Annotated in this window: 30 protein-coding genes; 8 read left to right on the top strand and 22 right to left on the bottom strand. The window is 49.5% G+C overall.

Translation table 11 applies throughout. The features are described 5' to 3' along the window. Positions 1 to 9: 9 nt before the first annotated feature. From ACR9FF_RS06080 to ACR9FF_RS06060, 5 genes are all read right to left on the bottom strand, one after another. Entirely contained in the window at positions 10 to 501 is a 492-nt protein-coding gene (locus tag ACR9FF_RS06080) for a hypothetical protein (protein WP_435169694.1), read from the bottom strand. Between the two features lie 190 nt (positions 502 to 691). Then, the gene (locus ACR9FF_RS06075) at positions 692 to 1,624 is read right to left on the bottom strand and encodes a glycoside hydrolase family 43 protein (RefSeq protein WP_435169692.1); all 933 of its coding nucleotides are present in this window, start codon (positions 1,622 to 1,624) and stop codon (positions 692 to 694) included. A 163-nt stretch (positions 1,625 to 1,787) separates the two neighbouring features. Further along, entirely contained in the window at positions 1,788 to 3,959 is a 2,172-nt protein-coding gene (gene glgP / locus ACR9FF_RS06070) for an alpha-glucan family phosphorylase (protein WP_435169690.1), read from the bottom strand. Positions 3,960 to 4,124: 165 nt separating this feature from the next. Next, complete coding sequence (locus ACR9FF_RS06065; RefSeq protein WP_435169688.1) at positions 4,125 to 4,643, bottom strand: GNAT family N-acetyltransferase; 519 nt, start codon at positions 4,641 to 4,643, stop codon at positions 4,125 to 4,127. 112 nt (positions 4,644 to 4,755) lie between these two features. Next, complete coding sequence (locus ACR9FF_RS06060; RefSeq protein ID WP_435169686.1) at positions 4,756 to 5,670, bottom strand: DMT family transporter; 915 nt, start codon at positions 5,668 to 5,670, stop codon at positions 4,756 to 4,758. 148 nt (positions 5,671 to 5,818) lie between these two features. Between ACR9FF_RS06060 and ACR9FF_RS06055 the strand changes: the two genes are divergently transcribed. After that, positions 5,819 to 6,703, top strand: coding sequence for an AraC family transcriptional regulator (locus ACR9FF_RS06055; RefSeq protein WP_435169684.1), 885 nt, complete (start codon positions 5,819 to 5,821; stop codon positions 6,701 to 6,703). 122 nt (positions 6,704 to 6,825) lie between these two features. On the opposite strand, the gene lpdA is transcribed toward ACR9FF_RS06055, so the two are convergent. Then, positions 6,826 to 8,208 carry a dihydrolipoyl dehydrogenase gene (gene lpdA / locus ACR9FF_RS06050; RefSeq protein ID WP_435169682.1) on the bottom strand — a complete coding sequence of 461 codons (1,383 nt, stop codon included), beginning with the start codon at positions 8,206 to 8,208 and terminating at the stop codon, positions 6,826 to 6,828. A 165-nt stretch (positions 8,209 to 8,373) separates the two neighbouring features. Here lpdA and ACR9FF_RS06045 point away from each other — a divergent pair, with 165 nt between their 5' ends. The 3 genes from ACR9FF_RS06045 to ACR9FF_RS06035 all read left to right on the top strand — a co-directional run bounded on the left by ACR9FF_RS06045 (position 8,374) and on the right by ACR9FF_RS06035 (position 10,544). Beyond that, complete coding sequence (locus tag ACR9FF_RS06045) at positions 8,374 to 8,943, top strand: TetR/AcrR family transcriptional regulator (protein ID WP_201006054.1); 570 nt, start codon at positions 8,374 to 8,376, stop codon at positions 8,941 to 8,943. 138 nt (positions 8,944 to 9,081) lie between these two features. Then, positions 9,082 to 9,750: an S-layer homology domain-containing protein gene (locus ACR9FF_RS06040; protein WP_435169680.1), complete on the top strand. Its 669-nt coding sequence runs from the start codon at positions 9,082 to 9,084 to the stop codon at positions 9,748 to 9,750. 146 nt (positions 9,751 to 9,896) lie between these two features. Further along, on the top strand, positions 9,897 to 10,544 hold the full coding sequence (locus tag ACR9FF_RS06035) for a glycosyltransferase (protein WP_435169678.1): 648 nt from the start codon (positions 9,897 to 9,899) through the stop codon (positions 10,542 to 10,544). A 38-nt stretch (positions 10,545 to 10,582) separates the two neighbouring features. Here the strand turns inward: ACR9FF_RS06035 and ACR9FF_RS06030 are convergent, their stop codons facing one another. The 6 genes from ACR9FF_RS06030 to ACR9FF_RS06005 form a co-directional block, all read right to left on the bottom strand. Next, the gene (locus tag ACR9FF_RS06030) at positions 10,583 to 11,089 is read right to left on the bottom strand and encodes an AAA family ATPase (protein WP_435169676.1); all 507 of its coding nucleotides are present in this window, start codon (positions 11,087 to 11,089) and stop codon (positions 10,583 to 10,585) included. A gap of 144 nt (positions 11,090 to 11,233) precedes the next feature. Next, positions 11,234 to 11,692, bottom strand: a complete 459-nt coding sequence (locus tag ACR9FF_RS06025; RefSeq protein WP_201006046.1) for a MarR family winged helix-turn-helix transcriptional regulator — start codon at positions 11,690 to 11,692, stop codon at positions 11,234 to 11,236. Between the two features lie 135 nt (positions 11,693 to 11,827). Continuing rightward, complete coding sequence (gene tpx, locus ACR9FF_RS06020) at positions 11,828 to 12,349, bottom strand: thiol peroxidase (RefSeq protein WP_201006043.1); 522 nt, start codon at positions 12,347 to 12,349, stop codon at positions 11,828 to 11,830. A 60-nt stretch (positions 12,350 to 12,409) separates the two neighbouring features. Then, a complete protein-coding gene (trxB, locus tag ACR9FF_RS06015) occupies positions 12,410 to 13,336 on the bottom strand; it encodes a thioredoxin-disulfide reductase (RefSeq protein WP_435172043.1) in 927 nt (308 codons plus the stop codon). 230 nt (positions 13,337 to 13,566) lie between these two features. Next, positions 13,567 to 13,773: a hypothetical protein gene (locus tag ACR9FF_RS06010; protein ID WP_435169673.1), complete on the bottom strand. Its 207-nt coding sequence runs from the start codon at positions 13,771 to 13,773 to the stop codon at positions 13,567 to 13,569. Positions 13,774 to 13,818: 45 nt separating this feature from the next. Continuing rightward, positions 13,819 to 14,187 carry an ArsR/SmtB family transcription factor gene (locus ACR9FF_RS06005; protein ID WP_435169671.1) on the bottom strand — a complete coding sequence of 123 codons (369 nt, stop codon included), beginning with the start codon at positions 14,185 to 14,187 and terminating at the stop codon, positions 13,819 to 13,821. A gap of 161 nt (positions 14,188 to 14,348) precedes the next feature. On the opposite strand from ACR9FF_RS06005, the gene ACR9FF_RS06000 reads away from it, so the two are divergent. Continuing rightward, the gene (locus ACR9FF_RS06000; RefSeq protein WP_435169669.1) at positions 14,349 to 15,428 is read left to right on the top strand and encodes a copper resistance D family protein; all 1,080 of its coding nucleotides are present in this window, start codon (positions 14,349 to 14,351) and stop codon (positions 15,426 to 15,428) included. A 62-nt stretch (positions 15,429 to 15,490) separates the two neighbouring features. Here ACR9FF_RS06000 and ACR9FF_RS05995 read toward each other — a convergent pair whose 3' ends face one another. From ACR9FF_RS05995 to ACR9FF_RS05965, 7 genes are all read right to left on the bottom strand, one after another. After that, the gene (locus tag ACR9FF_RS05995; protein ID WP_435169667.1) at positions 15,491 to 16,366 is read right to left on the bottom strand and encodes an ATP-dependent DNA ligase; all 876 of its coding nucleotides are present in this window, start codon (positions 16,364 to 16,366) and stop codon (positions 15,491 to 15,493) included. A gap of 96 nt (positions 16,367 to 16,462) precedes the next feature. After that, complete coding sequence (locus ACR9FF_RS05990; RefSeq protein WP_015842751.1) at positions 16,463 to 16,687, bottom strand: alpha/beta-type small acid-soluble spore protein; 225 nt, start codon at positions 16,685 to 16,687, stop codon at positions 16,463 to 16,465. 79 nt (positions 16,688 to 16,766) lie between these two features. Continuing rightward, the gene (locus tag ACR9FF_RS05985; RefSeq protein ID WP_201006033.1) at positions 16,767 to 17,684 is read right to left on the bottom strand and encodes an MBL fold metallo-hydrolase; all 918 of its coding nucleotides are present in this window, start codon (positions 17,682 to 17,684) and stop codon (positions 16,767 to 16,769) included. 22 nt (positions 17,685 to 17,706) lie between these two features. Next, positions 17,707 to 18,768 (bottom strand): ABC transporter substrate-binding protein, encoded by a 1,062-nt coding sequence (locus tag ACR9FF_RS05980; RefSeq protein ID WP_435169664.1) that lies wholly within the window; start codon positions 18,766 to 18,768, stop codon positions 17,707 to 17,709. Positions 18,769 to 18,799: 31 nt separating this feature from the next. Continuing rightward, positions 18,800 to 19,564, bottom strand: a complete 765-nt coding sequence (locus ACR9FF_RS05975; protein ID WP_201006031.1) for an ABC transporter permease — start codon at positions 19,562 to 19,564, stop codon at positions 18,800 to 18,802. Further along, complete coding sequence (locus ACR9FF_RS05970; protein WP_435169662.1) at positions 19,497 to 20,336, bottom strand: ABC transporter ATP-binding protein; 840 nt, start codon at positions 20,334 to 20,336, stop codon at positions 19,497 to 19,499. The genes ACR9FF_RS05975 and ACR9FF_RS05970 overlap by 68 nt, the downstream gene beginning before the upstream one ends. A gap of 30 nt (positions 20,337 to 20,366) precedes the next feature. Further along, positions 20,367 to 21,032 (bottom strand): Crp/Fnr family transcriptional regulator, encoded by a 666-nt coding sequence (locus ACR9FF_RS05965; RefSeq protein ID WP_127491020.1) that lies wholly within the window; start codon positions 21,030 to 21,032, stop codon positions 20,367 to 20,369. Between the two features lie 284 nt (positions 21,033 to 21,316). Here ACR9FF_RS05965 and ACR9FF_RS05960 point away from each other — a divergent pair, with 284 nt between their 5' ends. Next, positions 21,317 to 22,456 (top strand): winged helix-turn-helix domain-containing protein, encoded by a 1,140-nt coding sequence (locus tag ACR9FF_RS05960; protein WP_435169659.1) that lies wholly within the window; start codon positions 21,317 to 21,319, stop codon positions 22,454 to 22,456. A 68-nt stretch (positions 22,457 to 22,524) separates the two neighbouring features. Next, positions 22,525 to 23,772, top strand: a complete 1,248-nt coding sequence (locus ACR9FF_RS05955; protein WP_435169657.1) for an MFS transporter — start codon at positions 22,525 to 22,527, stop codon at positions 23,770 to 23,772. A gap of 84 nt (positions 23,773 to 23,856) precedes the next feature. Here the strand turns inward: ACR9FF_RS05955 and ACR9FF_RS05950 are convergent, their stop codons facing one another. After that, entirely contained in the window at positions 23,857 to 24,651 is a 795-nt protein-coding gene (locus ACR9FF_RS05950) for a TrmH family RNA methyltransferase (protein ID WP_435169655.1), read from the bottom strand. Between the two features lie 8 nt (positions 24,652 to 24,659). Beyond that, entirely contained in the window at positions 24,660 to 25,325 is a 666-nt protein-coding gene (locus ACR9FF_RS05945) for a potassium channel family protein (protein WP_435169653.1), read from the bottom strand. Positions 25,326 to 25,480: 155 nt separating this feature from the next. On the opposite strand from ACR9FF_RS05945, the gene sspI reads away from it, so the two are divergent. After that, complete coding sequence (gene sspI, locus ACR9FF_RS05940; protein WP_174806517.1) at positions 25,481 to 25,708, top strand: small acid-soluble spore protein SspI; 228 nt, start codon at positions 25,481 to 25,483, stop codon at positions 25,706 to 25,708. Here sspI and ACR9FF_RS05935 read toward each other — a convergent pair. Further along, positions 25,705 to 26,904 carry an alpha-D-ribose 1-methylphosphonate 5-triphosphate diphosphatase gene (locus tag ACR9FF_RS05935; protein ID WP_435169650.1) on the bottom strand — a complete coding sequence of 400 codons (1,200 nt, stop codon included), beginning with the start codon at positions 26,902 to 26,904 and terminating at the stop codon, positions 25,705 to 25,707. The genes sspI and ACR9FF_RS05935 overlap by 4 nt on opposite strands. Positions 26,905 to 26,981: the final 77 nt, after the last annotated feature.

Below are 26,981 nucleotides of genomic sequence, written 5' to 3'. Positions count from 1 at the left end.
TTTGCAGGGTTATTCGGATAAATCGGAGTACCAATCCTCATAATCATAGCAGCTGTCAGCTTTTAAAGAATAGAGCATGTGCAGCTTCTCATCCAGATCAAAAGAATAATGGATGTTTCTTCCGACAATAAGAACCATCTCCTGATTCACCTTGTAAAATAAGCGCCATATCTCTTCCAGATCGGTTTGCCATCCTCTGTCAATAGCGGGAAGAAAGCATGATATTCTGTCTAGTCTTTCCTCGACCAGTTGAAGATTGTCTTCAACCAGCTTTCGTAACAAATCAAGCTGTTCCCGGTTTGCACCGGAAATTTGAGCAGCAAAAAGATCATTGATTAAATGAGGTAATTGAGTAATCTTCGTAATAAGTTCCAGGTACGAATGCACATGATAGCGAAAATCATGCTTCCAACTGCCAAGAAACCTAAACGAGTAACAAACAAATTGATCAGTGGACAGGATAGCAGAGTGGTAGGCATGAGGAAATAAACGAGTGGACATGGTGAGGACTCCTTTTTTCGGGGGGAATTTGTGTAAAAGCTGCGAACGGGAGTGCCGAGGTATTTTGGCAGTTCCATAGGAGGGTTCATCCGAAGCTTTTTCAACAAAAAATATTACGGTATAAATCTAACTTTGGCAACCTTAGTGTTCTGTAAAAAAGACGTATGGGCGCTCCATACGTCTTTTTGCATTATTTCCCCGGCACCCCGAAGTCGGGCGTCCCGTCTTCCTTCCAATTGAATGCCTGAATGCGGGCATGGCGGTTAGGATCGGAAAGCGGACTGCCGATAAGCTCTTTGTAAGGTCTCGCATGATATACCATAAGATCGGTCAAGCCGTCCTCGCTGACGGTGAAGCTGTTATGCCCCGGTCCGTAATTCTCCGTCTCCTCATTGGTCTCGAACACAGGCTTGGGATGCTTGGTCCAGCTGCCCGGATCGAGCAGATCCGCATCCAGAGACGCCTCCAATAAACCCATGCAATACCGGTGATCGGTCGCGCTTGCGGAAAAGGCTACGAAAATCCGCCCGTTGCGCAGCAATACGGCCGGCCCCTCATTCACCCGGTAGCCTTGAATCTCCCAGTCGTATTCCGGCGTGGAGATCAATACTTGCGGCCCGATAATCGTCCACGGGTTAGCGAGCTTGGCTATGTACAGATTGCTGTCGGACTCTTTATACTGCGCCCAGATCAGATACCGTTCCCCGTTATGCTCGAACGTTGTCGCATCCAGGGAGAAGCTTTCGAAGTCGAGCTTTATTTTGCCTTTTTCCACCCATGTGCCTGTAATCGGATCTTCATCGCCGCACTCCAGCACATACGGACGAATCGCCCATTGATCCTCCGCCGTGCCTGCCGCGAAATAGACGTACCACTTGCCCTCGATAAAATGAAGCTCGGGCGCCCAAATATGGTTGCCCATCTCGCCTGTTTCATGCTTCCGCCAAATGACCGTTTCCTGAGCGTTAACAAGCCCGTCCAACGTAGCGGCTTTGCGCAGCACAAGCCGGTCATACTCCGGTACGGAAGCGGTAAAGTAATAGAGACCATCCGTGTGCTTAAGCACATAAGGATCCGCCCGGTTTACAATCCAAGGTTGAAGATCATTGCTAGTATCCAACATGAATTCGTCACCTCGAGGAATGAAGTTTTTAATCTGTTATACTGGATATTATTATAAACGGAAAAGCATCTGAGCAGCGCAACTTCCTTTAAGAATCGCAAAAAACCGAATCCCTGGATGAGACCCGGCTTTTTGCTTTATTTAGAATGTCCCCCTGCTCTTCTTACCCCCAAGCAGCCAGCTCCAGCTCGAATTCGTTAGCGAAATCCGGGCTGATTGGAGTAACCCGCACGTTGACGTCAGCCTTCCAGATGTTATCTGTCGGGATGTCTGCGGAAGCTCCTTCAAACACGTATAGTCCCTTCTCCTGCTGCTGTACCGGCTCCAGCTTCACCTTCCAGATACCTCGACGACCATCGGAGCCAACCGCCTCCACGCGGACGTCCCCGCGCCATATGGTGCCTAGTTGAATTTCGGCACGGAATTTTTTCAGTCCGTTCCTGCTGCCATTGTCCTCTTGAATATTCACGTTCCTGACCTGAACGGCCGACCAATTGCTGCGAATGAATTGCTTGTAAGCCGCAACCCTAGACGCAACCTCATAGTTATCCGCAGCGTACCGCTTCCCTCTCGCGCTTGTTGGAACGTACATCTTATTCCAATAATCAGTCACCATTCTGTGGGTGTTATAGACCGGTGCAAGCGAGCAGATCGACTCCTTCATCAAGCTGACCCATTCCTCGGGGACATTCCGATCCCCCCGCTTGTAGTACAGCGGAATAATCTCTTCCTCAAGCAGCCGGTAAAGCGATTCGGTATCCTGCTTCGCCTGCAGCCAAGGATCGCCATCGATCGTACTCTCGATCGCCCAGCCGTTTCGCCCGTTATAGCCTTCCACCCACCAGCCGTCAAGTACGCTGCAGTTCAGCACGCCATTCAGGGCAGCCTTTTGCCCGCTTGTACCGCTGGCTTCCATTGGCTTGAGCGGCGTATTGAGCCATACATCCACGCCTTGAACAAGCAGCTTTGCTTTATCCATCGCGTAGTTCTCTATCATGTAAACACGGTTTTTAAACCTTTCATCCTCAGACAACTCTACGATTTTGCGAATTAAGTCTTGCCCCGGTCCATCCGAGGGATGCGCCTTGCCGGCGAATACAAGAACTACCGGACGATTAGGATTGCCCAGGATGCGCGCGATCCGCTCCGGGTCGTTAAAAATAAGCAGCGCCCGCTTGTACGTGGCAAACCGTCTGGCAAAACCAATAATTAACGGCACTCCGTTCGAAGGGGAGATCGGCAGCCCGAAAGCTTGCAGCATCTTGCCTTTCGCCCTCTGATGCTCCTCCCACAGCTCGATGCTTGGAATCTCCCGAACGGCAGCCCATGCTTCCGGCTCCGCTGCTTTCAGGGACCAGTCGGACGGGAGATGCCGGTCGAACAATTCTTTTAGGCCGGAAGCCAGCCATGTCCCCGTGTGGATGCCGTTCGTTACCGAATCGACGGGAATATCCTTTGCCGGAATGTACGGCATCCACCGGTGAAACATTTCCCGGGTAACTTCACCGTGCAGCTTGCTTACTCCATTCACCTTCGACGAAGCGCTGACGGCAAGGCGCGTCATGTTGAACACGCCGTTCATGCTGCCAAGCGATAATACCCGCTCCCTATCCGCTCCTAGCTGCCAGTAAAAATCGCCAAAATAACGGTCCATCATCTCAATGGAGAACACATCGTGCCCCGCCGGAACCGGCGTGTGCGTCGTAAAGACGGTGCTTGCCTTAACGACTTCAAGCGCCGTCTCGAAAGGCACGCCTTCCGCGGACAGCATGCGGATTCGCTCCAGGGTCAGGAATGTGCAATGTCCTTCGTTCATATGCCAGACCTCCGGCTGGATGCCAAGCGCGGTAAGCAATCTCGTACCGCCAATACCGAGAAGAATCTCCTGGCTTATACGAATATCTTGTGCTCCGGGATAAAGCGTATCAGTCAAGCGGCGGTCCGCATCGCTGTTCGATTCAACGTCGGTATTCAGCAAATACAGGGTGACAGAGCCCACCTGCACGGAAAACGCTTTTGCGTAGACCCTTCTGCCCTCCAGCGGAACCTCGATCATGACAGGATGGCCATTGTCGTCCCGCACAAGCTCAACCGGATAAACACTCGCCTCTAGGTCGACTTCGGGATACCAATGATGCTGCGAGCCGCCTTCGTCAATGTGCTGCTGAAAATAACCTTTACCGTAAAATATGCCTACGCCCGTAAGCGGAATATTCAAGTCTGCTGCCGCCTTGATATGATCGCCAGCCAATATGCCAAGACCACCGGAATAAATCGGTAAGGATTCATCAAGTCCAAACTCCGCCGAGAAATACGCAATCTTGCTGTTTTGCATGTTTCCACCTCGTTTTTCGCCAATTTGCGCTATGAAAGCGCCTTTAAAAACTTGATGCCTTACTACTATATGCCGATTTATGGTACTCGTGCCTATACATTTTGTTGAGAGCAACGCAACAAAAAAGCAGCTAATCATCCGGATTAGCCGCTCTGGTGAATAAGGTTATGCCAACGTCTTGCTCATTATAAAATCAATCTGCTCCTCATCGCCCATATAAAACGAGTGGGCTCCCGTCCGAACGAATCCCGCCTTCTCATAAAACGTTATGGCGTTTTCGTTCTTCTCCCAAACCCCAAGCCAGAGCTTCTTTTTGCCATGACCAATAGCGATTTCCAATGCCTTGTCAAAAAGATGCTTGCCCAGCCCCTTTCTCTGGAAGCCGGAACGTATATAAATCCTTTCGATCTCAAGCGCTTCGCCACCCATCGCTTCCGTCTGGGCATCGTCTGCGTTTACCTTCAAATAACCGGCGGCTTCTTCATCGCAAAAAATGAGATAAAATTCTGAAGACGGATTGGACAATTCCTCTTCCAGCTTCCCCGTGTTAAAGGCCCGTTCCAAATAAGCCTGCATCTGTTCGGGCGAATTCTGATCTTTAAAGGTATCGTTAAAGGTTTCTATGCTTATCCGTTGGAGTAACGGCAGATCCTCACGGACGCATTTATGGATTGTGACAGTCATTTCAGTATGGCTCCTTTAGGACTAAGGCCTATTACAGCCCTTTTGTTATCCTAAATGTTATCGTACTTTTGTTGCATTTGCAACAAAAATTAACCGTGAGATGATCCTCTACTCATCCATGGCTGCCAACTTTTCGCCCTCCGCTGAATGATTTCGCCCAGAAATACATGCCCATGCCAAATAAAGTGATCATGCCGCCTGCAAGCTGAAATAAAGAAATATTTTCTCCGAGCAGCAGATAAGCGAGAATAATAGCAAGTACCGGTTCGCCAATAATGCCTACCGATACGGTAGTGGCCCCGATGGATTTTAACAGCACGTTAAATAAGAATTGCCCAAAAATAGTCGGGATAATGGAAAGCAGCAAGAAGTAGATCCAATCGGACGAGTTATACTCCGTGAAAGAGTAACGGTTCAGCAAATTATGGATAAGCAACACGACACCGCCGATGAAAAATACGATAATGCTGTAAATATTGGCATCGATTTTGCTGCTTACCTTCTGTCCCGCGAGCAAGTAACCGGACACGGCTAGCGTGCCGATAAACGATAAACCGTCCCCAATCAACGCTTCTCTCGATACGCCTATATCTCCCCATGCGATAAGGATGGAACCGAACAGCGCCGCAATCAAGCATGATACCGTAAGTACGTTAGCCTGTTCTTTAAACAATAAGTATGAACCAATCATGACAAACAAGGGCTGTAAGGCCAGGATGACCATGGAGCTTGCGACCGAGGTATGCACCAGGGATTCCATCCAGAACAAAAAGTGAAGGCCTAACAATATGCCGGCCAGGACCACGATACTCCAGTCTTTCCTATTCAGCTTTATGGAGCGAAGCCGCCTCCACGGCACAAAAGGCAGCATGATGATAACGGTAATAAACAAGCGGTACATCCCCGCCACGGAAGTTGGCGTATCCGAGAATTTAATGAGGATCGATGAAACCGAGACAGACAAAATACTGATAAATAACAATACGAACGGATGAGAGGGCAAAGAAGCTTTCGTTAATTTAAGCATGGTTCCTCCAAGCAAATAGACAATTACCCGTGCACGGGAATTGTAAGGGTAAGCCTAAGCTGGATATAATAATATCATCGCGGTTGTTTATTTTGTGTAATAATATCTTTCATTAATATCGATATATCGTCAACTAAGGAGCATGACTGTGGGGAAACAATTATACGAGGCCATACAATTTCCGGACGAGACCTTTCCGTACATCATGTACAAGCATACGATCCATCGCTCGATTCCCGAAGGCAGAGGCTTTAACGATCTGCATTGGCATGAGGAATTGCAGATTACGCTAGCGACCAAAGGGAATTTAACGATCCAGATTAACGGAATCGACTATCATTTGCATACGGGGCAGGCTATATTCATCAACAAAAGCGTCCTTCACATCGTGACTCAACTGACTGCCGAAGGCGAATATGTCAGCTTTAACTTCCCGGAGAAGCTGCTTGCCTTCTATTCCGACAGTGCCATGGAAAAAAACTATGTCCTTCCGTTTACCAACTCCTATCTGTTATCCTGCGAGATTAAAGGCGATACGGAATGGCAGAAGCAGATTTTGAACATTCTCTGGTCCATGAAAAAGGAATTCGAAATTAAAAAAAGCTGGGGATGGCAGTATGAGGTGTCGATCAAAACCGTTCAGCTATGGTTAATTCTGATCTCGAATATCTCTCTGCCGTCGGAAGAATCCTCCAAGCATAACCGGTTGAAGCAAGAGCGGCTGCAATTGATGCTTAGCTTTATCCATCAGAACTATTCAAGTCCGATAACGTTGAAGGAGATTGCCGATGCCGCGCATTTAAGCGTGTCGGAATGTACGCGCAGCTTCAAAACCAGCATTCATATGACCCCATACTCCTACCTGGTTAAGTACCGGATTAACAAAAGCTGCGAGCTGCTGCAATCGACGGAATATACGATAACCGAAATAGCCAGCAGAGTGGGCTTCAATCACGTGAACCATTTTATCCAGGCTTTTAAAAAGGATCTCGAGCTTACGCCCAAGGAGTTTCGTAAAATGAGAACGGAATAGTTAGACAAGAAAACCGCCAAGCTAGGCGGTTTTCTTGTCTCTATTCGTCCTGCAAAGTCAGGTAGGCCAATTCGGCTTCGGTAAAACGAAAATGGCTGCAGCCGATGCGACGCGGCATAACGTTACTTTTTCACCAACCTCTTCACGGCGTTCTGCGCTGCCTCCATAATCACTTCACCCAATGTAGGATGAGGATGGATGGTTAACGCCAGATCTTCGACCGTCGCTCCCATCTCGATGGCAAGGCTAAGCTCCGATACGAGGGTGGAAGCCTCTGCTCCTACCACTTGGGCTCCCATAATCAATCCCGTTTCCGCATGGGCGATCACTTTTACGAAGCCTTCCGGCTCCCTGACTGCCAAGGCCCTTCCGTTTATGCCGAATGAAGACCTTCCGGCAATCGTCGGAATCGCCTTTGCTTTGCACTCCGTTTCGCTTAATCCGACGCTTGCCAGCTCCGGCCCGGAGAATACGACAAGCGGGATCACTTTGTAATCAACCATTGTTGGCAATCCGGCAATAGCTTCGGCTGCAACTATAGCTTCGTAAGAAGCTTTATGGGCAAGGGCCGGTCCTGCGGTAATATCCCCGATTGCAAAAACATGAGGAACTTCGGTTCTGCATTGCTTATCCGTCTCTAATAATCCTTTGCTTGTTGTCCGCAATCCGATTCGGTCAAGCTCTAGGCTTCCATCCGTATTTGGTCTTCTTCCGACCGTTACCAGCGCATAATCGGCTCTAATGGAGTGGCGGATGTCATTTCTGACGTAATGAAGCGTGATCCCTTCCGAATCCTGCTCCGCTCTAACAGCAGTGGCTTCGGTTACGATGGTCATCCCGTCGGCATTCATTTGCTTCATAACCGGAGCAACCAGATCTGCTTCGAACCCTGGCAAGACTTGTTGTCCCCCCTCCAAAATAGTGACCTTGCTGCCGAATTTCGCGTACATCTGTCCCAATTCAACCCCGATATAACCGCCCCCGATCACAATCAGGCTCTCCGGTATGCCAGCAAGCGACAAAGCTTCCGTCGAAGACAAGACACGGTTGCCAAAGGGAATGGCCTGAAGCTCAATCGGACGAGAGCCCGTCGCCAAGATTGCGTACTTGAAAGCTACTACCTGCTCTGTCTCCAATTGTGCGATCCTGGCCGTATGCTCATCGATAAAGCTCGCCTCACCTTCCAGAACCGTTACGCCGGCACTCTTTAAGAGGTATTGAACGCCTCCGGATTGCTTGTTAACGATCGCTTCTTTAAAAGCCTGGGCCTCCTCAAAAGAATCCACGGAGCTGGAACGGCTCCATAACCTGCGCGAATGATAGCGATGCGCCTCCGCGATTAACGCTTTGGAAGGGATACAGCCCACATTCGTGCATATACCGCCTATTTGGCCGCGTTCAACCACGATTGTCTTCATTCCAAGCTGCGCTGACCGTACAGCCGCCGCATAACCTCCCGGCCCTGAGCCAATGACTAAAACATCTGCTTCTATTGGTCTGTCCATTTCCGATAACCTCCCAAACTCTAAATATGATGACTGTAATATATTATTATCATCATATTTAGATAGAGTCAATATTTCGTCTATCTGGCGAATTAAAATTGCATAAACGTTAATAATCGCTATAATAATATTAAGATCATCATATTTACAGGAGTGTTGATTGGGATGCCCTATACCAAAGCCCATAAACTAAATATCCGCGAGAAAATCGTACAAAATGCCGCCAATGAATTCCGCCAGAAGGGTATCAAGGAAGTTAGCGTTCCTCAAATCATGAAGGGGGCCGGCTTAACGCATGGCGGTTTCTATGCCCATTTCGCGAATAAAGATCAACTCGTGGCCGAAGCTTGCCGGAAAGCCATCGAAGAGACGATTAATCTTCTTCAAGGAGCTACGGTTCGGAAAGAAGAGGCTGCCAAATTACAAACCGTCATCGATTATTACCTCAGCACCACGCATCGGGATCAACGGGAAATCAGCTGCATCCTCCCTACGCTGTCCAGCGAAATCTCCCGTTCTTCGGAAGAAATTAGAGAAGCGTTTACTTTGGAGGTCACCCGATTTTTCAGCTTCATAGCGGGAATGATCGGAAAAAACAATGAAAAAAGCATGGCCATTGTAAGCTCTATGGTTGGCGCCTTGTTACTAGCCCGTTCGGTTAACGATCCCGAATTAAGCCAGAATATTTTGGAGGCCAGCAAGCGATATGCCAAAGAAATGGCAGCCTTGCAATAAGTCATTCAAGCTGCTCGAGGACGTTATATTAATGAATTGTTAAGTTTATAAAAAAAGGTAAGTATCGTTGCAACCTTTTATGGAAAAGCCCGTCTATGAGGAAGGAACGTTCCAAAAACTTGATGAGGTGATTCCAGCATGACGAAAAAATCCAAATTCGTTACTTTAGCAGCTACAGCCGTACTTACCCTGTCCATTGCCGGACAGAGCTTTGCGGCAACAAATCCGTTCTCGGATATTGCCAATGTATCTGCTAAGGATAAAATTGCGGCTTTGCAAAATAAAGGCCTGGTGCAAGGCGTTGGCGAAGATCGCTACTTCCCTAACGCAACGCTGACGGCTGCACAAGGCATTCAGCTTATTGTTAATGCTCTTGATCTGAACATCGATACGCTTCGTTTCTTCAAAGAGCCTCACGCTACGGACTATTTTCCGAAAGCAGACGATAATGCTTGGTATGCGGATGCGCTTATCATTGCGGCTAACAATAACATTGGCTTGCCGAATGATCTGGATCCTAACAAAACATGGACCAAAGAAGAGTTCACCCACCAGCTTATCCTTGCTATTGAGCAGCACAGCAATCTGCCGATGATTAAGATTGCTCCGGTGGAGTTCAACGATCAAGACGAGGTATCCATCTCGTACGATGGTTCCGTCCAAAGAGCGCTTGTTCTGAAAATCGCTGAGCTTGACCAGGACGGAAACTTTAACCCTACGGATGATATTACTCGCGCGGATGCAGCCGTACTCATCTACAATGCACTCGCCTATATCGGTGAAGCCCCGGCTCCATCGGCTAAATAATAATTGTAAAAAAAAACAGCTGGCCCATGTGGCCAGCTGTTTTTGCGTTACGGTATTTTTTGCGAATGACCTTGTGCATAATAGTGGTTAAAATATCCATAATAATACAGGTTAAATGATTTAAAATGCACAAGGAGCAGATAAACGTGAAAATCAAATGGATGCTGGCATTGCTTTTAACCTTTGGGCTCGTTATTGCCATGAACCCGGCAGGTTTATCCGCTCAGGCGGCTAAGGAACAAAAGGCGGGATGCATAACTCCCCAGATGGTACAATTGAAAACGGATATGCAGAGGGTTTGGATCGACCATACCATTTGGACGAGAAGCTATATTGTAAGCGCGCTGTCGAATCGTTACGATCAGCAAGACGTTTTAGACCGACTCTTAAGAAACCAGCAAGACATAGGCAACGTGATAAAACCCTACTATGGGGAGACTGCCGGAAATAAGCTTGCTGATTTACTGAGAGAGCATATCGTGATAGCGGGAAAAATCGTAGCGGCTGCCAAAGCGAACAACCAAGACGAAGTAAAGAAGTTAGAAGCGGATTGGCATAAAAACGCGGACGATATTGCCACATTTTTAAGCTCTGCAAATCCGAACTGGCCGTTTAAAGCAGTGCAAGATATGATGTACACTCACCTTCAGCTTATTACGGAAATCGTACTGGACTGTATTAAGGGAGATTGGAAGGCAGATATTGCGGCGACCGATAAGAATGAGACGCACATGATCCATCTGGCGGACATGCTGACGGAAGGCGTTATCAAGCAATTCCCTAATAAGTTTTAACCTTGCATTTTCCTTTATATTGCTACTGCAACAGCCGGTCATATTGACCGGCTGTTGTTCAACTGTTCATATAAAGCCCTCAAGCTTTCGGCCACCGTTTGACGAGCGGTGTCGATAACGATGCGATCTCGGTCCCAAGGGTCGTAATGCCTGTTCCTGACCTGCTCCCACGTAGGTAGAACAAAGCCGGAAATATCGGCTTTGCGTGTTTCGACCCGATGCCTATGCTCGCGTTCGTCAGAGCATACCACTTCGATTTCCACAAACGGGACTTCAAGCGATTCCGCCACGTTGCGCCAAGCCTCGCGCGTGATTGGAATGGGATTAACCGTATCCGCTATCACGTCAAGACCTAACCTGAGATTCTGCGATGCAATCGCGTAACATACCATGTAACCCTCAGGTCCATCGACCAACATTCCGGCCTCCTTCATCGCCTGCTCCACCGCATCAACCCGGAGATACACACCCCGTAACTCCCCAGCCAAAGCCGAGGATAAAGTTGACTTCCCGGTACCCGGCAGCCCGCTAAATATATAGAGCATTTCATCCGCCTCCCTCGCAACCCGATAGTTGATTTTTACTTCTATTCCGAAAAGCAACTCCGTAAAATAACTTAATCCCTCCGGTCGACAAGCCGGCATTCAGGCCATATTGAAACCTGACTGCGTTGTCTTCCGCGAGGGATTTTATTTTGCTGAAGAATTTTCATTAATTTGATTAAGCAGCTTCTGAATGGTTCCGTTCAATACGCCGATCTCCGCTTCGCTCATCCCGCTTGCTTCAAGAAGCGACTTCGGCACGCACATCGATTGATCTTTGAGCGCAATACCTTTGTCGGTAATCCGGATATGCAGGACCCGCTCGTCTTCCTTCGATCGTTCCCGCCGGACAAGTCCCGCGGCTTCCATTCTCTTCAGCATCGGCGTCAGCGTACCGGAATCCAGGACCAACTGCTCGCTGATATCTTTGACCGACATCGTCTCATGCTCCCATAATGCAAGCAAGACCAGGTATTGAGGGTAGGTTAAGTCCAAATCGTCCAAGAGCGGCCGGTACATGCGAAAAATAGCTCTCGAGCACGCATATAACGAAAAACACAAATGAGCATCCAGTGGTACATGAGGCCCCTGTTTATCTTGATTCATCGATCATCCCTCCTTTGACGTTTCTTCGCTGCCCTTCATATTACAATCCTTTTTCTAAAAAAACAATGCAGCTAAAGAAAGCCCTTTGAGCGAAAGCTGGTCAAAGGGCTCTTCATCCTCAGGCTAAGGGGCCGCTTACTCCGCGAGCTCGCGCAAGGCAGCCAAGGCGGCTTCGTAATTCGGATGATCGGACATCTCGCCCAAATATTCGACGTATCGGATGGTATCGTTGGCGTCGACGATAAAGATCGCTCGTTGATCCAGCTGCAGTTCTTTAATCAACACGCCATATGCCTCGCCGAAGCTGCGGTGTTTATAATCCGACAAGGTGATGACGCGCTCGATGCCGGCTGTCGCGCAGAACCGGCTTTGCGCGAATGGCAAATCAACAGAGATCGTCAATACGACCACGCCATCACCCAGCTTCGACGCCTCTTGATTGAAGCGGCGCGTTTGCGCGTCGCATACGTCGGTGTCCAGCGAAGGCACGACGGAAATAAGCTTGATCTGGCCTGTATAGTCGGAAAGGCTTGCTTCGGTCATTAGATCTTTGTTGATGGTGAAAGCCGGGGCCTTGTCACCGACTTTCAACTCCGGGCCTACCAGCGTAATCGGTTGTCCGCCTACTGTTGCTTTACCTGTACGTTCTTGTGTCATGATAAATAACCTCCATTAAATGATTAGTTTTATAATGCGCTGTTATAAAATCGATTCGAATTAGTGCTGCTCGAACAAGAAGCTTTCGCAATCCAATGCCGCTTTGGCGCCGCTGCCCGCCGACGTGATCGCCTGACGGTAGATCGGATCCATGACGTCTCCGCAAGCGAATACGCCGGGAACGTTCGTGCGGGAAGTTCCCGGAACAACTTCCACATAGCCTTGCTCGTCGGTTTGGATCTGGCCGCCTAAGAACCCGGTGTTCGGATGATGCCCGATCGCAAGGAAGATTCCGTCGGTTTCCAGCACTTCTTCCTCTCCCGTCGCGTTGTTGCGAACTTTGAGACCGGTCACTCCTTTGTCGCCGGACAATACTTCCAGCGGTGCCGCGTTAAGGCTCCAAGAGATTTTGGCATTTCCGCGCGCGCGATCCTGCATGATCTGGGAAGCCCGAAGCTCCTCTCTGCGATGCACAACGCGGACCTCGGAAGCGAATCGGGTTAAGAACAACGCCTCCTCCATCGCGGTGTCGCCGCCGCCGATCACGATAATTTTTTTGTTGCGGAAAAAGAATCCGTCGCAGGTTGCGCATGTGCTAACCCCTTGGCCGATATTTTCGACTTCGCCGGGTATACCGACCATTTTCGCGGAAGCACCGGTCGATAGGATTACCGCGTCCGCCGTTATTTCGGTGCCGCCTTCCAGGTATAACGTGAAAGGACGTTTCGACGCATCCACGCGGGTTACGAAGCCGGATTGAAATCTCGTGCCGAATCGCTCGGCTTGCTTGCGCATATTGTCCATAAGCTCCGGTCCCGTGATTCCATCGGGAAAACCGGGGAAGTTCTCGACCTCCGTCGTTGTTGTTAATTGTCCGCCAGGCTGCGTTCCTTCAATAACAAGCGGAGTCAGATTCGCCCTAGCCAAGTAAATGGCTGCCGTTAATCCCGCAGGACCCGTTCCGATAATAACCGTTTGTTGATGCATCATGTTTCCCCCTCAATTTCATTTGCAAACAATTAATTTGCATACAATCTTTATGAACCAATCATACTCGCCGCAAATTAGTTTGTCAACAAATTAATTTTAAACAATCTAAATAACTGCAGTTATTTAACGCTGTCGCTCGCCATTTCACTTATCGGTATGGTTGCATAAACTAAAAAAACCGCCGTAAATTCGGCGGTTTTTTTAGTTTATGAAGACTGCTGAGGTGACTATTTAACAAGCCGAATGATGTACCAGCCGCACAGCACCGCTAATGCAATCCAAACGGCAATAATAAATGTGCCTGTAATCCAATTTTTTGGTTTGCCTAATTTTCTTTGTTCCTCTGCCTTGGCTCGGTATTCCTCAAGCACTTCTTTTGGAAATAACCGGAGAGCTATGTAAACACCGAATGGAACGAGAATAATATCATCCAAATATCCGAGACTTTGGCGTCCATTGTGTAATCACACTCTTTACTTTCAATCATGTTTCAAATGCTGCAGCGTTTGAACGAAAATTTGCTCAACATGTTCGTCATCAAGCGAATAGAACACGGTCTTTCCCACTTTGCGTCGCTTCACAATCCGCATATTGCGCAAGGAGCGCAATTGATGGGAAATGGCCGACTGCCCCATTCCCAGCACCTCGCATAAATCATGAACGCATAGTTCGGACTGTAATAAGGTATGGATAATTTTAACCCGGGTCGGATCCCCTAATGCCTTAAATAAATCAGCTAAATCCATTGCTGCAGATTCAGGCAACAGTTTTTCTTGTATTTTAGTGATATCAACCGCTGTTCCGTTGCAAGTCTCATCACAAGCATCAACTAATGTTTTATCCGTCATAAGTACCTCGCCGTTATTTGTCTTGTAACGTGATGATCATTATAACATAGATGATATAAGTTAACTATGGAGCGGTCATGAGTTACGCATGAACATATTTTCAATTATTAATTCATGATAAGATAGATCCAGTTGTCCAATCCTACCTTGGAGTTGATTCTTTGTATATTTACTTTTTTGAAACTCTTCTTTACCTCTCGTTTGCCATCACCGCAGGCAATCTGGCACTCGAGTTTATCCCCAGCCGATTCAAACCGGAAGTCCATGTGCCAGCTCGCATGATCCAGTTAGCCGCTATCGGAATTCCGGTATTCTCTTTTGCTTCAATCGTAAGAACATCCGTTATTTTAATGGATTTTGCCCCGCAAATGTCTTTCGCCGAAGTTCTCCTGATCGTTTTGAACGACTACTCTTTCGGACGGGCATGGATCATGAGTTTTATTCTTGGCAGCGCTTTATTTATGGTTATTTCTTTTAATGGCTTAAAGCATAAATCTTTGAAAGGGGTCGCAGCCGGTATTTGGGCTTGTTTGGTTCTGGTCCATGGATATGCGAGTCATCCCGCCGCACTCTCCAAGACATGGGGACTCCCAGCTCAAACCATACATGTTGGTGCTGTCTCTGTCTGGCTTGGCATTCTTATTCTTGTCGCTTGGTTTCGAAAAGGAAGCTGGAATTGGAAAGCCTTTACCCGCTGGTACACGCCGTTGTCGATCGCTTGTATGGCGCTAATCGTAATCGCTGGTTTTGTAATGATGTCAATCATCATCGAGGTTGGGTATATCAGCTCATGGGGAATAAATTATGGAGAGGCACTCCTATTGAAGCATTTATTGTTCATTCCTCTTATCTTGTTAGCATTCATGAATGGATTTCTAACCAAAATATATGCTAACGGCCAGAATGAACGTAGATTGCAATCCTGGCTTAAAGCGGAAAGTTTGATTGCTTTATTTATTCTAATCACTACGGCATTCATGGGGAACCAGGAGCCACCTCACGAGACAGAATCGGAGGAACCCGTGCCATCGACTTTGTTCAAATTGCTGCACGCTGATCTAAATGACTTATCGCTTCAATGGCAGTGGAATATGGCTGGCGCCCTTTGCATGGCAATGGGCCTTATCTCGTTCTTTCTTTTATTTGCTGCCTACAGAAAAAACAAAATGGGGTTATTCACTGCCTGCACGGCGGCTGCTGTAATATTTCCTTTCTTAGGCTTGCTTCAATCCGTGAGTTAGAAATTTTTTAGCCGAGGCTAGGGCCGAATTAATGAAATCACGTCCGGAATAATGCAAAGCCTCTAAGATATCATCATCTTAGAGGCTTTTTCTCCGCTAAATCCCACGTATTCGGGGGTCCGAAGCATATGATTTGAAGTCCAGTCACGGAACCTTACGATGACTTTAAGTATAGGTTTTACATAGACAAAATGTTTGTCTTGTCCGGTAATAAGGGATTCAGCACGTTGGTAAAAAGCTTTCCTGTCCTCCATCGGAATCGTCCATTCGATGCAGCCGACTGTTCTTCCCTCATGCTCGACAAGCCAGCCGAATTGTTTGCGTCTGTAGGCGCAGATGGAAACCTCAAGGTAATGATAGTTGATGACCTTGAGCCAATTCTCGGATCTTCTGCTCACATACTTAGAGTTCTTTTTCTTTGCTACAATGCCTTCCAGACCTTTATCTTCCATTACTTTAAACAAGGCTTTTCCCTCTTGCTCAATGGACATGGTTACATGATAATACCCGCTTGGTTTAAGAATCTGGGCAAGAAGCTCTTTCCGTTTGACAAGAGGCAGATGCGCCAAGCTTTTTCCGTTCAGATACAAGATGTCGAAGACGTAATATTGCACGGGATGAGTTCTGGAGGCTTCTTTTATCTTTGTTGCTTTGCCCATTCGGTATCTTTGGATAAGTTCTTCGAAATCATTCGTTCCGTCGTCCCGCAATCTTACAACTTCTCCATCGAAAACGACATCTATTCCGCTGTCAACGGGAACGTTAAACAGCTCGGGGTACTGTCTTCCAACTTCATTGTTGTTCCTGGTGTACATATTCACTTGTCCGTTAATAAACGAAACGATTAGACGATGACCATTCAATTTGGGTTCAAATAAATATTCCTCTGAGTTGAAGGGTTCCTCAGCTTTCATAGGCTGCATAGGCGAGATAAACATAAACATTCCCCTCTCATCTCACCATTATAACATCGTCATGATCGCTAGCCGATGGTAAGTGATGTGCAAGATGGAGGGGAATGACTGTTTTGCTTGCTATCTTCTTGTATTGGAGAATTGTGCTCCGCTTAAAGACTGTTCTGCCATTTGAACAAGGCGTCTCGTAATGTTGCCGCCAATCGTGCCCGCTTCGCGAGTCATCAGATTGCCGTTGTAACCTTCGGAGAGCGGAATGCCATGCTCAGTAGCGATTTCGTACTTCATGCGGTTCAAAGCTTCTTTCGCTTGCGGTACAACTAAATTGTTGGATTGGTTAGCCATAATAGTCAACTCCTTCTTGGATGTGAGGTTATTTTGTGGAATGACTGGAAAATTATACGCCTGGAATAAAAAATTTTTTTTATAACTCAAACGCCATCAAATCACGGCCCATGGTAATTGTTCCTTGGTAGATCTGCCGCATTCCCTGCGTATATTCCGCTTCCGCTTCCTCCGTTGGGAAAGGCGCCGGGATATGATGCGTCAACACAAGATGGGGCACGCCCGCCTGCCTTGCCAGCTCCGCCACCTCCAAGGTGGTGGAATGATACTTAGCCGGATTGCTTAAGGACTGTGCCTGTTCCGGGAATTCCGCAATCAGAGCGTCAAGCCACGTTTTATTGTAAGACTCGTGAATAAGCAGATCGGCTCCTTTGCTATACTTGATCATATTCACGACAGGGATCGTGTCGCCCGAGATAACTACCGCTTTGCCATTATACTCAATCTTGTATGCAATCGCGGGATAGACGGGCCTATGATCCACTTCGAATGCGGTAATCCGAATACCTTCCTTGTCGTAGACGACACCTTCATTGTTTTCAAAATATTCAATCCTGGAAGCGTCTTCCGCGGACAAGTTGTAGTGGATCCGCAGGTTTGCGTCGAAATCGAAGGATTCTCGCATCTTCCCGATAATCTCGCGCGTTGTCGTTGGTCCATACACGCTCATCGGCACCGACCTGCCTTCGAACACGCGTCCCGGCACGACATGCGTTCGCCAGCTGGAGATGAATAAGTCGAAGAAGCCCGAGTTATGGTCGCTGTGATGATGAGTGAACAACACATCCGATACGCGCTGCGGCATGATGCCGGCTCTGATCAGCTGGTCCACGACGGCCCCCCCGCAATCCACAACGAAAACTTTGCTGCCTGCCAGAATCGCAACGGAGGATTTAGCCCGGTTTCCGAATGCGCGCGGCGTCCCCGTTCCGAGTAGTACGACCTTCATGCGCTCATGATAATCGGAAACGATATTGTCTTGCGTTTGAATCAACATACCGATACCTCCACTTATTTCGTTACTTCCCTTGCTTCCCTTCATCCAGCAGAGAAGGATCGTAGAATTGGGACAGATCCACCTGACTCTCGTCCTTTATGCCTTTCAAATAGCCCGCGTCAAACGAAACCTTGGCCATCGTCTTGATGACGTTCAGATCCACGTTCTCGGTCAAATGCAAATGGTCAAGCGCCGCCTTGATCAGCTTCGCATCCATGCCTTTTCCGCTTAGCTCTTTCAGCTCGTCGCTAATAAGCGTATAGGCTTTGTCCGGGTGTTCGTTAATAAAGTCGATTCCCTGCTTATTGGCCTTAATGGCGCCCTTGGCCAAATCCCGATGTTCCTTCAGAAATTTATCGCTGGCCATCAAGATGGTGAGCGGATAATCGCCGTCGTTTGGAGGGATTTTATCCCAATCCACCAGCACCACGCCGGTTCCCTCTTCGACCATCTGCGTACCCCATGGCTCCGGAATAAGAGTCGCGTCAACCTCCTTTTGCCGCATGGCGACAAGCGTATCGGCAGGAGCGCGCGTGATGATCTGAACGCCTGATTTGTCCGTCGCAACCTTGAGCCCTTCCTGCTGCAGCAGAAGGCGCAGGGAAATTTCGTTCGTGCTGCCTTTGGTCGGAATCGACACCGTCTTGCCGGTAAGATCCTTAACGGATTTGATGCCGGCGTCCTTGCCCGCGATCAATACCGCACCGCCATTGTTAGAGCCCGAGATGATTCGGAAGTTTTTGCTTTTCAAATATTGATTGATAGCCGGGCCAGGCCCAACGTAGCCTAGATCGATCTGATTCGTAGCGATAGCCGTGGAGAAGTCGGAGCCATTGTCAAAGGCCGTAACTTCAATGTTCGCGTTTTTGCCGAATTGATCCTGGAAATACCCGTTCTTAAGGGCCACAAAGCCCGGAGCGTGCGTTACGTTTTTTAAAAGGCCGATTTTTACGGTAACTTGTCCCTCCGAAGAAGCAGCATGGCCGCCGTTCGAGCCGCAGGCAGCCAGCATGCTCGTCAGCAGGAACACGGCTCCCAGCAGAATGCTTTTTGTGCCTGGTTTCAAACCAATTCTAATCTTCATCGTTCTCCCCCGTATTCATAAAAATCATGTTTTAATTTTTGGCCGCGTGCAGACCGAAGCGCACCATAATGCCATCCTCCAGCCGCTTAAAACAAAAATGGTCGGAGATCGTTCCAATAAGCGCTATGATAATGACGACGCATAGAAGGGTTGCCGTATCCCCGATGTCCCGGCTGTCTTGAAGGGTCTGGCCGAGACCTAGTCCACGTCCGATCAGCTCCCCAGCCGTCAGGGCGCGCCAGGCGAATGCCCATGCCACGCGAACACCCGTAATTAAATGGGGAAAAGCGGCCGGCAGCATTACTTGATAGAACAGCTTCAGTCCATTGCCTGTGCCCATCATCCGGGCGGCCCGCAAATGAATTTTCGAAATTTGAGCAATGCCGGTTCGGCTCGCCATCGACATCGTCCAGGTTGCGCCAATGGCCGTAATGAAAATGACCGAGGTGTCGTTTAGTCCAAACCAAATGATGGCGAAGGGCAGCCAGGCAATGCTTGGTACGGTCTGCAGGGCGACTACAAGGAAGCCGAAGGTTTCGTCCAGGAACCGAAAGCGAGCGAACAGGAAACCAAGCCCGGTGCCGAGGAGAATGGAGATGACGAAGGAGATAAGCAGCCTTCGCATACTGGCTAGAATCGAGCCGAATAGATGGCCGTTCGCAAACCCGTCAACAAAGGCTTCCGCCGTCTGGAGCGGAGAAGGAAATTTCCAGCCCCAATCGAAAACCCTATATCCCAATTCCCAAATCGCGATCAGGAAGACTAGGAACAGCGTTCTTCTCCAAGCGATAGTCATGGCCCATCTCCTCTCTTACAACCTTCTCCAACTCCTCGGTGAGCGTCTCCATGATTTTGTTCTCGTAATGATGAATCAACGGATCGACCGCCTGATGCGGCCGTGCCGCCTGAATAACAAATTCCTTCTTGATCCGGCCGGGCTGCGTCGCCATAACGAGAACGCGGTCGGACAAGAGTACGGCTTCCCTGATGTTATGCGTGATGAACAGCACGGTTTTGCGCGTTTTCAGCCAGATGTCCTCCAGATCCTTTTGCAGAATATACCTTGTTTGTTCGTCAAGCGCCGCAAACGGCTCATCCATCAGCAAGATGTCCGGCTCCATAACGAGCGCTCTCGCAATGGCAACTCGCTGCTTCATGCCCCCTGACAATTCATGCGGGTAGCGGTCTATGAATTTGCTGAGATGCACCGATTTGATGCCCTCCAAAGCCCGCTCGTATCTTTTTTTCTTGGGTATGCCTTGCTGCTTCAAGCCAAACGCCACGTTGTCCAGAACGTTCATCCACGGGAATAGGCCGTGCTCCTGAAACACGACGACCTTGCCGGCACCCGGTCCCTTGACAGGCTCTCCGTTGACTCGAATCGTGCCGGAGTAGCTCTTCTCGAAGCCGGCAATCAAATTTAGAAGCGTCGATTTCCCGCAGCCAGAAGGACCAAGCAGGGAGACGAATTCCCCTTGTTTAATCGTGAACGATACGTCATCGAGAACCTGGTAGGATTTTTTTTGCTTCTGTTCGAATGCTTTACTGACCTTCTCAATTTCAATCATGCCGGTCCCTTCCTTCCAAGCCGTTTAAGATCAAATTACCGAGAAGAATCGGCTTGGATGATGAATAATAATGTTCTTTTTGCTGTAAGTAATGAGCTGTCTGTCCCGCCATTTGTTCAAAATCTCGGTTACCGTCTGCCTGCTGCAGCCGATCACATAGGAAATTTCCTCGTGGCTCAATTGAAGCTGCACCTCAATCCGATCCTCGCGCTCCCTGCCCATTTGCATCAGGAACCAAGCTAACCGCCAAGCGACCGGACGACTGATCAGCGTTTCCACCATATTTTGCGTCTGCAGCAGCCTTCGCGCGGTAATCACGGCCAGCGCATAAGCGAACGAAGCATTGGATCGAGCCAGATCCTGATACAACTGCGATTCCAGCGTCATGATTTGACTTTCCGCCAAGCACTGGGCGTAACGCCTGCGGTCAAGCTGGGTAAGCAGCTCCGCGTTGCCGAACATCTCGCCGGGGTAACGAAGGAATAAGGTAATGCCTTGCCCCTCCTGTGAGGTTTGCGAGATTTTGACAAGGCCCGATGCCACGTAATGAGCAGCCGAAGGCGGATCGTGCTCCTGAAATATAAATTCTTGCTTGCGGTAGGTCCGCTCCGTTCCGTATTCGCGGAACACGCTCAGGATTGTTTGCTTGACGTCGTCCTTCTCCTGATAATCCTTGCCAGCGACGATTTCATCCATATTCGTATTCACCTCGAATTCGAGCTTTAAGAATCAGGCATGAGAATTAATCCGACTTTTCGCATGTGATATACGGATAATAACACATTTCCCTGTTATAAAAATGTCGGGTATCCGACAAAACGAACAAAATTTTAGAAAACCAGACGGGAGTAAAAGACTTCGGAAAAAGTCTGAAATAGGTTTGGCAGATCAAGTTGTTCGCTTGCTTTCTCCGATCCGCCATGCCATCATCAAGAAAAGAAGTATTGCAAGCGCAAAGGGGAAAGGGCAGGGAGTTTCGCATGATTCATTTCAATCCGGATACTTATCAAGTCGCGTACGCGGGCGAACGCGTAAGTTTCTTGCCGAAGGAGTTTGCGCTCTTTCGCTTTCTTTACGAGCATGCCGGACGTTCGTTCACTCGCGAGGCCTTGCTTGATGCCGTTTGGCCGATGGAAGCCCCCACCGACCGGACCGTAGACGACCACATCTACCGCGTTCGAAGAAAATTAGCCGGCTGGAGCCATCTGGTCCGCGTGGAAACCGTCCGGGGCCAGGGCTACAAGCTCGTGCGCCGCGCTCCGGAGTCGAACGTTAACCCGCTAAGCTTTGACGAACAGTTCGCGGTGGACGTGAAGCGATTATTCTCCAGGTATCACAGCCTTGGCATGGGAGCGGCCATGCAGCTGCTATCGGAGAACCGTGAAGTATTAAGCCTGCCAGGCGACCCTTATAATGACGCCTATCTGCGTTTTATTCGCGGCGATTTCGAATGGCTCCTGACAGCGGACGGGATTTTCCTCTGGCAGAAGCTGACGTATGCGGTGTATATCCACTCCATCATTCAACCGGAGCCTGCAGCTACGCTCCCTTATATCGAAAAGCTTCTTGCCCAAGACAACGCCAATGCACTGGCATGGCGGTATGACTTGCAGCTCAGCCTCGTTCTCCTCTATACGGAAGTCGGAAAGCCGGATCTTGCCCGGGAGGGTCTTGAAACAATCAGGCAGGAGATTGAAGGGCTCGACTCCCCTAGCTTCACGGCACTCTTTCTGCTGAAGGAGACGTATCTGGCGATATGGACGGGGAAGCTCGAGGCTGCGGATGCCAAGCTGCGCGAATGCGACGAGCTGCTGCTGCGCCATCCGATCAAGCGCGAGCGGGGAGCTTATCTCGTGGCCATGGCAATGCTCCTATACCGGCGAAGCAGCATTCCCGCCGCGAGACTTGCGCTGGATGAAGGGCTCGAGACACTCCGCCATACGGAGTTCCTCCCCCATCTTCTTTTTAGCTTAAGTACATTGCTGCGATTTCTCGCGATCCACCAATGCGATGAAACGTATCGGCTAGCTTATCAACGGCAATGGGACCAGCTTGCTGTTCGTTATCGCTTTGAAGAGCTGCTGCCTCAAACAGAGCAGTTGCTTAAAAAGCATCTCTGATCATTCTCTGACATTCCCCTGGTACCATTGGAATCATTACGATTCCATTCACGGGGGATAGCCTACCAATGTTAAGAAAAAACCGCTCATTTGCAAAAATGTTCGCCGCCTACGGCCTTTCGGCTTTTGGCGATTATTTCGACTTCATGGCCGTCATGATTCTTCTCGGCTTCATTTGGAAGGCGGACGCGATGACGATCGCGCTGCTGCCTCTATGTTTTGCCGTGCCGGGCATTGCGTTCAGCCAGCTGGCAGGAATTTTGGCGGACCGCTGGAACAAACGTAACCTGATGATCGCCACCGATCTCCTGCGCTCGGGATTAACCGTCCTGCTTATCTTCGCCCCTAACGCGGGAGTTCTTCTCGGATTAATCGCAATTCGCTCGACCGCCCGCGTCTTCCACTTTCCCGCACAACAGTCGATGACTCGGGCCGTTGTTGCGCCGGATCAGCTCTTGCAGGCTACCTCTCTTAACGGAGCGATCTTCCAGCTGTCCAAAATACTAGGGCCTCTGCTTGGCGCCTCCGCAGCGTCCGCATTTTCCCCTTCCGTCAGCATGGCGGTGAACGCGGTCTGCTACGTGGTGTCCGCCTTCTTGCTCCTTCTTGTCCCCGCCGTCGATGGGCGCGTGCCGGCTGCCGCCTCCGCAACCGGGAAGAAAGGGAGCCTGCGGGGCGAATGGCGCGATGGTTGGCGCCTTCTATGGCACAGCCGCATCTTGCGTATCAGTCTTCTCTTCAGCTTAATCGGGCTGGCCGGCATCCAAATGATTGATGCCCAATTTGCCGTCCTCTTCCGCGAGATTGCCCCGGAACAGCCCGATTTGATGGGCTGGCTCGTAACGGCAATCGGCGCCGGCGGACTTGCGAGTGTGACGTGGCTTCGCCGATACCAGGAGCTTACGGCGTATGGCAGGTTGCTTGGTGGAGGCGTGGCGTTGATCGGCCTGATGTTCGCGGCAGCCGGCGCTTTCCGGCAAGACAGTCCGCTGTGGATTATGCTGCTCGTATTTTTTATCGGAGGGATCGGTACCGGCTTCACCTCCTCGGGAATGAACTACATTCTGCAGAAGGAAACGCCGCCCGATGCCGTTGGCCGTGTCAGCGGCATATTTGACTCCCTGAACAGCGTCATCTTCGTTATTGCTCCGCTTAGCGGCGGCGCGCTGATCGGTCTAATGGGAGCAAGCCGCACGTTCTTGCTTGTCGGGCTGGCGGTGGGGATAATCGGTGTCGCCGGGATTGTGCTGCGTCGGCAGATGTGGGGAAAGTCGAACAAAGATACGATGAAGCCTGAGATTTCAAGCAACGCTTAACAAAAACGAGCAAGGAGGAGCCTCGCCCGGTTTATAAGGGACGAAGCTCCTCCTTGCTCGTTATCGAATTCGAATGTTCATAACCTATTTATATTTCCGCTGTCTCAAAGCCTCGTACAACAGCACGGTTGCAGCCATCGCGACGTTCAGCGATTCCGCTTCGCCCTGCATCGGAATAATAACCGATTCGTCAACCGTCTTCCGTACCGCATCGGACAGTCCTTCCGATTCATTGCCCATCAGAAGCCAGGTGCCTGCCGTCCAGTCATATGTATAGCAAGTGTGCGTCGCCTGCAGGCTTGTCCCGACAAGCTTGATTCCTTTGCTTTGCGCCTCGGGCAGCAGCTCCGCGAGATCCGCTTCAATAATCGGCAGATGGAATAGCGAGCCCATCGTGGAACGCACCGTCTTCGGATTATACAGATCCACGCTGCCTTTGCCCAGCACAACCGCATCCGCGCCAACCGCATCCGCGCTGCGGATAATCGTGCCAACGTTACCCGGATCGCGTACCCCGTCAAGGACAACAACAAGGCTGTTATTCCGGAACAAAGCGGTATCGTCCCGCTTCAGCTTCTCCAGTACGGCGAATACCGGCGGCGGCGTATCGGTTCCCGTGCATTTCGCCATGACTTGCGTTGTTGCCTGCACCCATTCCGATCCGCCCTCCCGGGCATGCTGCTCCAGCTCTTGCGGAATGCCGCGCTCCGTATTATATACGACGCATTGCACGGCAGCGGAGGACTTGAAGGCTTCCTGCACCAGATGGACGCCTTCAATAATGAATAGGCCTGTCCGGTCCCGATATTTTTTATCCAGCAAGGAAGCCCACTGCTTCACTCGTTCATTTTGGATAGAGGTTAATAATAAATGATTCATAATTCCGATCAGCCTTCCGAATAAGCTATTTCCAAATTGGATAAATCCGCGTTTCTTCCAACGATAACAAGGACATCCTCCGGACGGATTAGATCATCCGGATAAGGAGCGATGTTCATTTGTCCATTCGTCTTGATCGCCATTACGTTGCATTTAAATTTCGCCCGGATGTCCAGCTGCTTGAGGCTTTTCCCGATCATCGCTTCCGGCGCTCTCAGATCAATAATGCTGTGATCCTCCGAGATCTCGATATACTCCAGGATATTAGGGGAAATCAAATGATGAGCGACGCGCATTCCCATATCCCGCTCCGGATAAACCACTTTATCCGCACCGATCTTGGTTAATACTTTGCCGTGCAATTCGTTTTGTGCTTTGACGACAATCATTTTTACGCCGAGATCCTTCAGGATTAGCGTAGTGAGAATACTTGCCTGAATATCTTCCCCGATGGCCACCACGACAACATCGAAGTTGCGGATGCCAAGGGAACGAAGCGCCTCTTCATCCGTTGAATCCGCCGATACGGCATGGGTAACTTTATTAATGGTGTCCTGGATTTTGTCTTCGCTCGAATCGATAGCCAGCACCTCAAAGCCCATTTCCGTTAGCGAACTGGCGATACTGGAGCCGAATCGCCCCATCCCGATAACTGCAAATTGTTTCTTGGCCATTTCGTTTCATCCTACTCCCTTCGAAGCATGCAAGATGCGTTTACGACATTGCCTAATCCTGATTATTATAGCATATCCACCGTGCCCGGATGAAAATCGCCCGATTCGGAAACAGTAATGAAGCACGATTTCATGAAGACTTGGAGGGAATCCGATTGATTAATCTGGATTTGCGTCAAGCCATTATCAACAACGTCAGAAACAACACAAAAGAACAAATGAAGGACGTTATCGAGGACTCCGTCGGCAATGAGGAAAAAACGCTCCCCGGACTTGGCGTATTATTCGAGCTGATCTGGAAAGAGATATCCGCCGAGGAGCAGTCAAAGCTTGTTGATGCCCTGCATGCGAAGCTTCAGCAAATGAAGCCTGCTGCGACCTAACGCGCATCCGCTGTATAGACGGTTTTACCGCCGACAATGGTATGCGTAACCCAAGGATGGCCTTGGTATTGATCAACAAGAATTAAATCTGCGGCTTTACCCGGCGCAATCGAGCCGTATTGATCGGCAATGCCAAGCGCCTGCGCCGGGTAAAGAGTCCCCAAACGAACAGCCGCCGGCAAATCCAGCACTTCCTGCTCTGCAAGCATAAAGATAGCCTTTAATAATGAGGACGGATGATAATCGGAGCATATAATAGTTGCTTCGCCTTCCTTGATAACATCCAATGCGCGCAGGTTATGATCATGGGATCCTCCCCTAACGAGATTCGGCGCGCCTACGCATACGAATAGACCCGATCTTGCGGCATATTGGGCGGTTTCCATGTTAATGGGGAATTCCGTTACCGAAACGCCAAATCCCCTCGAACGCTCCACCTGCTCAACCGAATCATCGTCATGGGAAGCAAGCCGAATACCCTGCTGTCCAGCCAAACGGCTGAGCTCGCGGAGATTCTCCCAATCGATCTGGTTTCTGCGCATAAGCAGCTCTTCGACGATAACCTGTACTTCCTCGATGCCAACCCCTTGATTTTTCATGACATATCGTTCAAAAGATCCCGGCGCCCTGTATTGTCCCTGACCCGGGGAATGATCCATAAAGGACAAATAGTCTATCTTCCGGTCTTTGATATACTGCTCAACGATTGGATACCCCGCCAAGTAAGAGACTTCGTAACGCAAATGGATTCGGTTCCGGATAACCGAGCGCTCTCTCCTGTACTGGTCAATACACTCAACCATCCCGGTCAACAGATGATCCCCCCGCAAGCTTAAGCCAACGCCAAGCGACAAAGAATGGTACATCGTTGTAATGCCGTGAAGCGGCATTTTGCGTTCGAACTCCAGGAACGACATCGCAAGCGGAAATAAAGTGTTGGGCCGTGGCTGCACTTCTTTCTCTATCGCGTCGTTATGAATATCAATTAATCCGGGGAGAATATATCGCCCTGCTGCATCAATCCGATTCATAGCCTCATCTCCGCAGCTATTCTCATACTGACGAATAGCCTCTTCATCAGTCAGAAGCGCGTCAATGATACCGTCCTTGACGGCGATCGTTGCAGCGACAAGCTGGTCTTCAAGCACAACAACCCCATTACGGATGAGCGAGCGATTCATCGTTTGAGCAGTCATCAGGCATAACCCCTTTCAGGCTTCTACCCAAAAGATACCATAATTTAACTCCGGCCATAAGAGGGTTTAATCGAAAA

Source organism: Paenibacillus glycanilyticus (genome assembly GCF_051200795.1).
GTDB classification, from domain to species: Bacteria; Bacillota; Bacilli; order Paenibacillales; family Paenibacillaceae; genus Pristimantibacillus; species Pristimantibacillus glycanilyticus.
Note: the sequence above shows the minus strand (reverse complement) of the source record. Positions and strands in the feature narration are given on the sequence as shown.

What these genes read in the sequence shown, in the direction of transcription:
- ACR9FF_RS05970 (WP_435169662.1), bottom strand. Translation starts at nt 20,336, where the DNA reads ATGATTGAAATTGAGAAGGTCAGTAAAGCATTCGAACAGAAGCAAAAA.
- ACR9FF_RS06025 (WP_201006046.1), bottom strand. Translation starts at nt 11,692, where the DNA reads ATGAATCAAGATAAACAGGGGCCTCATGTACCACTGGATGCTCATTTG.
- glgP (WP_435169690.1), bottom strand. Translation starts at nt 3,959, where the DNA reads ATGCAAAACAGCAAGATTGCGTATTTCTCGGCGGAGTTTGGACTTGAT.
- ACR9FF_RS05990 (WP_015842751.1), bottom strand. Translation starts at nt 16,687, where the DNA reads ATGGCTAACCAATCCAACAATTTAGTTGTACCGCAAGCGAAAGAAGCT.
- ACR9FF_RS05975 (WP_201006031.1), bottom strand. Translation starts at nt 19,564, where the DNA reads ATGACTATCGCTTGGAGAAGAACGCTGTTCCTAGTCTTCCTGATCGCG.
- ACR9FF_RS06040 (WP_435169680.1), top strand. Translation starts at nt 9,082, where the DNA reads ATGACGAAAAAATCCAAATTCGTTACTTTAGCAGCTACAGCCGTACTT.
- ACR9FF_RS06065 (WP_435169688.1), bottom strand. Translation starts at nt 4,643, where the DNA reads ATGACTGTCACAATCCATAAATGCGTCCGTGAGGATCTGCCGTTACTC.
- ACR9FF_RS06060 (WP_435169686.1), bottom strand. Translation starts at nt 5,670, where the DNA reads ATGCTTAAATTAACGAAAGCTTCTTTGCCCTCTCATCCGTTCGTATTG.
- ACR9FF_RS05995 (WP_435169667.1), bottom strand. Translation starts at nt 16,366, where the DNA reads ATGTTTATCTCGCCTATGCAGCCTATGAAAGCTGAGGAACCCTTCAAC.
- ACR9FF_RS06030 (WP_435169676.1), bottom strand. Translation starts at nt 11,089, where the DNA reads ATGCTCTATATATTTAGCGGGCTGCCGGGTACCGGGAAGTCAACTTTA.
- ACR9FF_RS05980 (WP_435169664.1), bottom strand. Translation starts at nt 18,768, where the DNA reads ATGAAGATTAGAATTGGTTTGAAACCAGGCACAAAAAGCATTCTGCTG.
- ACR9FF_RS06005 (WP_435169671.1), bottom strand. Translation starts at nt 14,187, where the DNA reads ATGACGGATAAAACATTAGTTGATGCTTGTGATGAGACTTGCAACGGA.
- ACR9FF_RS05950 (WP_435169655.1), bottom strand. Translation starts at nt 24,651, where the DNA reads ATGAATCATTTATTATTAACCTCTATCCAAAATGAACGAGTGAAGCAG.
- ACR9FF_RS06045 (WP_201006054.1), top strand. Translation starts at nt 8,374, where the DNA reads ATGCCCTATACCAAAGCCCATAAACTAAATATCCGCGAGAAAATCGTA.
- ACR9FF_RS05955 (WP_435169657.1), top strand. Translation starts at nt 22,525, where the DNA reads ATGTTAAGAAAAAACCGCTCATTTGCAAAAATGTTCGCCGCCTACGGC.
- ACR9FF_RS05945 (WP_435169653.1), bottom strand. Translation starts at nt 25,325, where the DNA reads ATGGCCAAGAAACAATTTGCAGTTATCGGGATGGGGCGATTCGGCTCC.
- tpx (WP_201006043.1), bottom strand. Translation starts at nt 12,349, where the DNA reads ATGACACAAGAACGTACAGGTAAAGCAACAGTAGGCGGACAACCGATT.
- lpdA (WP_435169682.1), bottom strand. Translation starts at nt 8,208, where the DNA reads ATGGACAGACCAATAGAAGCAGATGTTTTAGTCATTGGCTCAGGGCCG.
- ACR9FF_RS05985 (WP_201006033.1), bottom strand. Translation starts at nt 17,684, where the DNA reads ATGTTGATTCAAACGCAAGACAATATCGTTTCCGATTATCATGAGCGC.
- ACR9FF_RS05935 (WP_435169650.1), bottom strand. Translation starts at nt 26,904, where the DNA reads ATGACTGCTCAAACGATGAATCGCTCGCTCATCCGTAATGGGGTTGTT.
- ACR9FF_RS05965 (WP_127491020.1), bottom strand. Translation starts at nt 21,032, where the DNA reads ATGGATGAAATCGTCGCTGGCAAGGATTATCAGGAGAAGGACGACGTC.
- ACR9FF_RS06080 (WP_435169694.1), bottom strand. Translation starts at nt 501, where the DNA reads ATGTCCACTCGTTTATTTCCTCATGCCTACCACTCTGCTATCCTGTCC.
- ACR9FF_RS05960 (WP_435169659.1), top strand. Translation starts at nt 21,317, where the DNA reads ATGATTCATTTCAATCCGGATACTTATCAAGTCGCGTACGCGGGCGAA.
- trxB (WP_435172043.1), bottom strand. Translation starts at nt 13,336, where the DNA reads ATGCATCAACAAACGGTTATTATCGGAACGGGTCCTGCGGGATTAACG.
- ACR9FF_RS06075 (WP_435169692.1), bottom strand. Translation starts at nt 1,624, where the DNA reads ATGTTGGATACTAGCAATGATCTTCAACCTTGGATTGTAAACCGGGCG.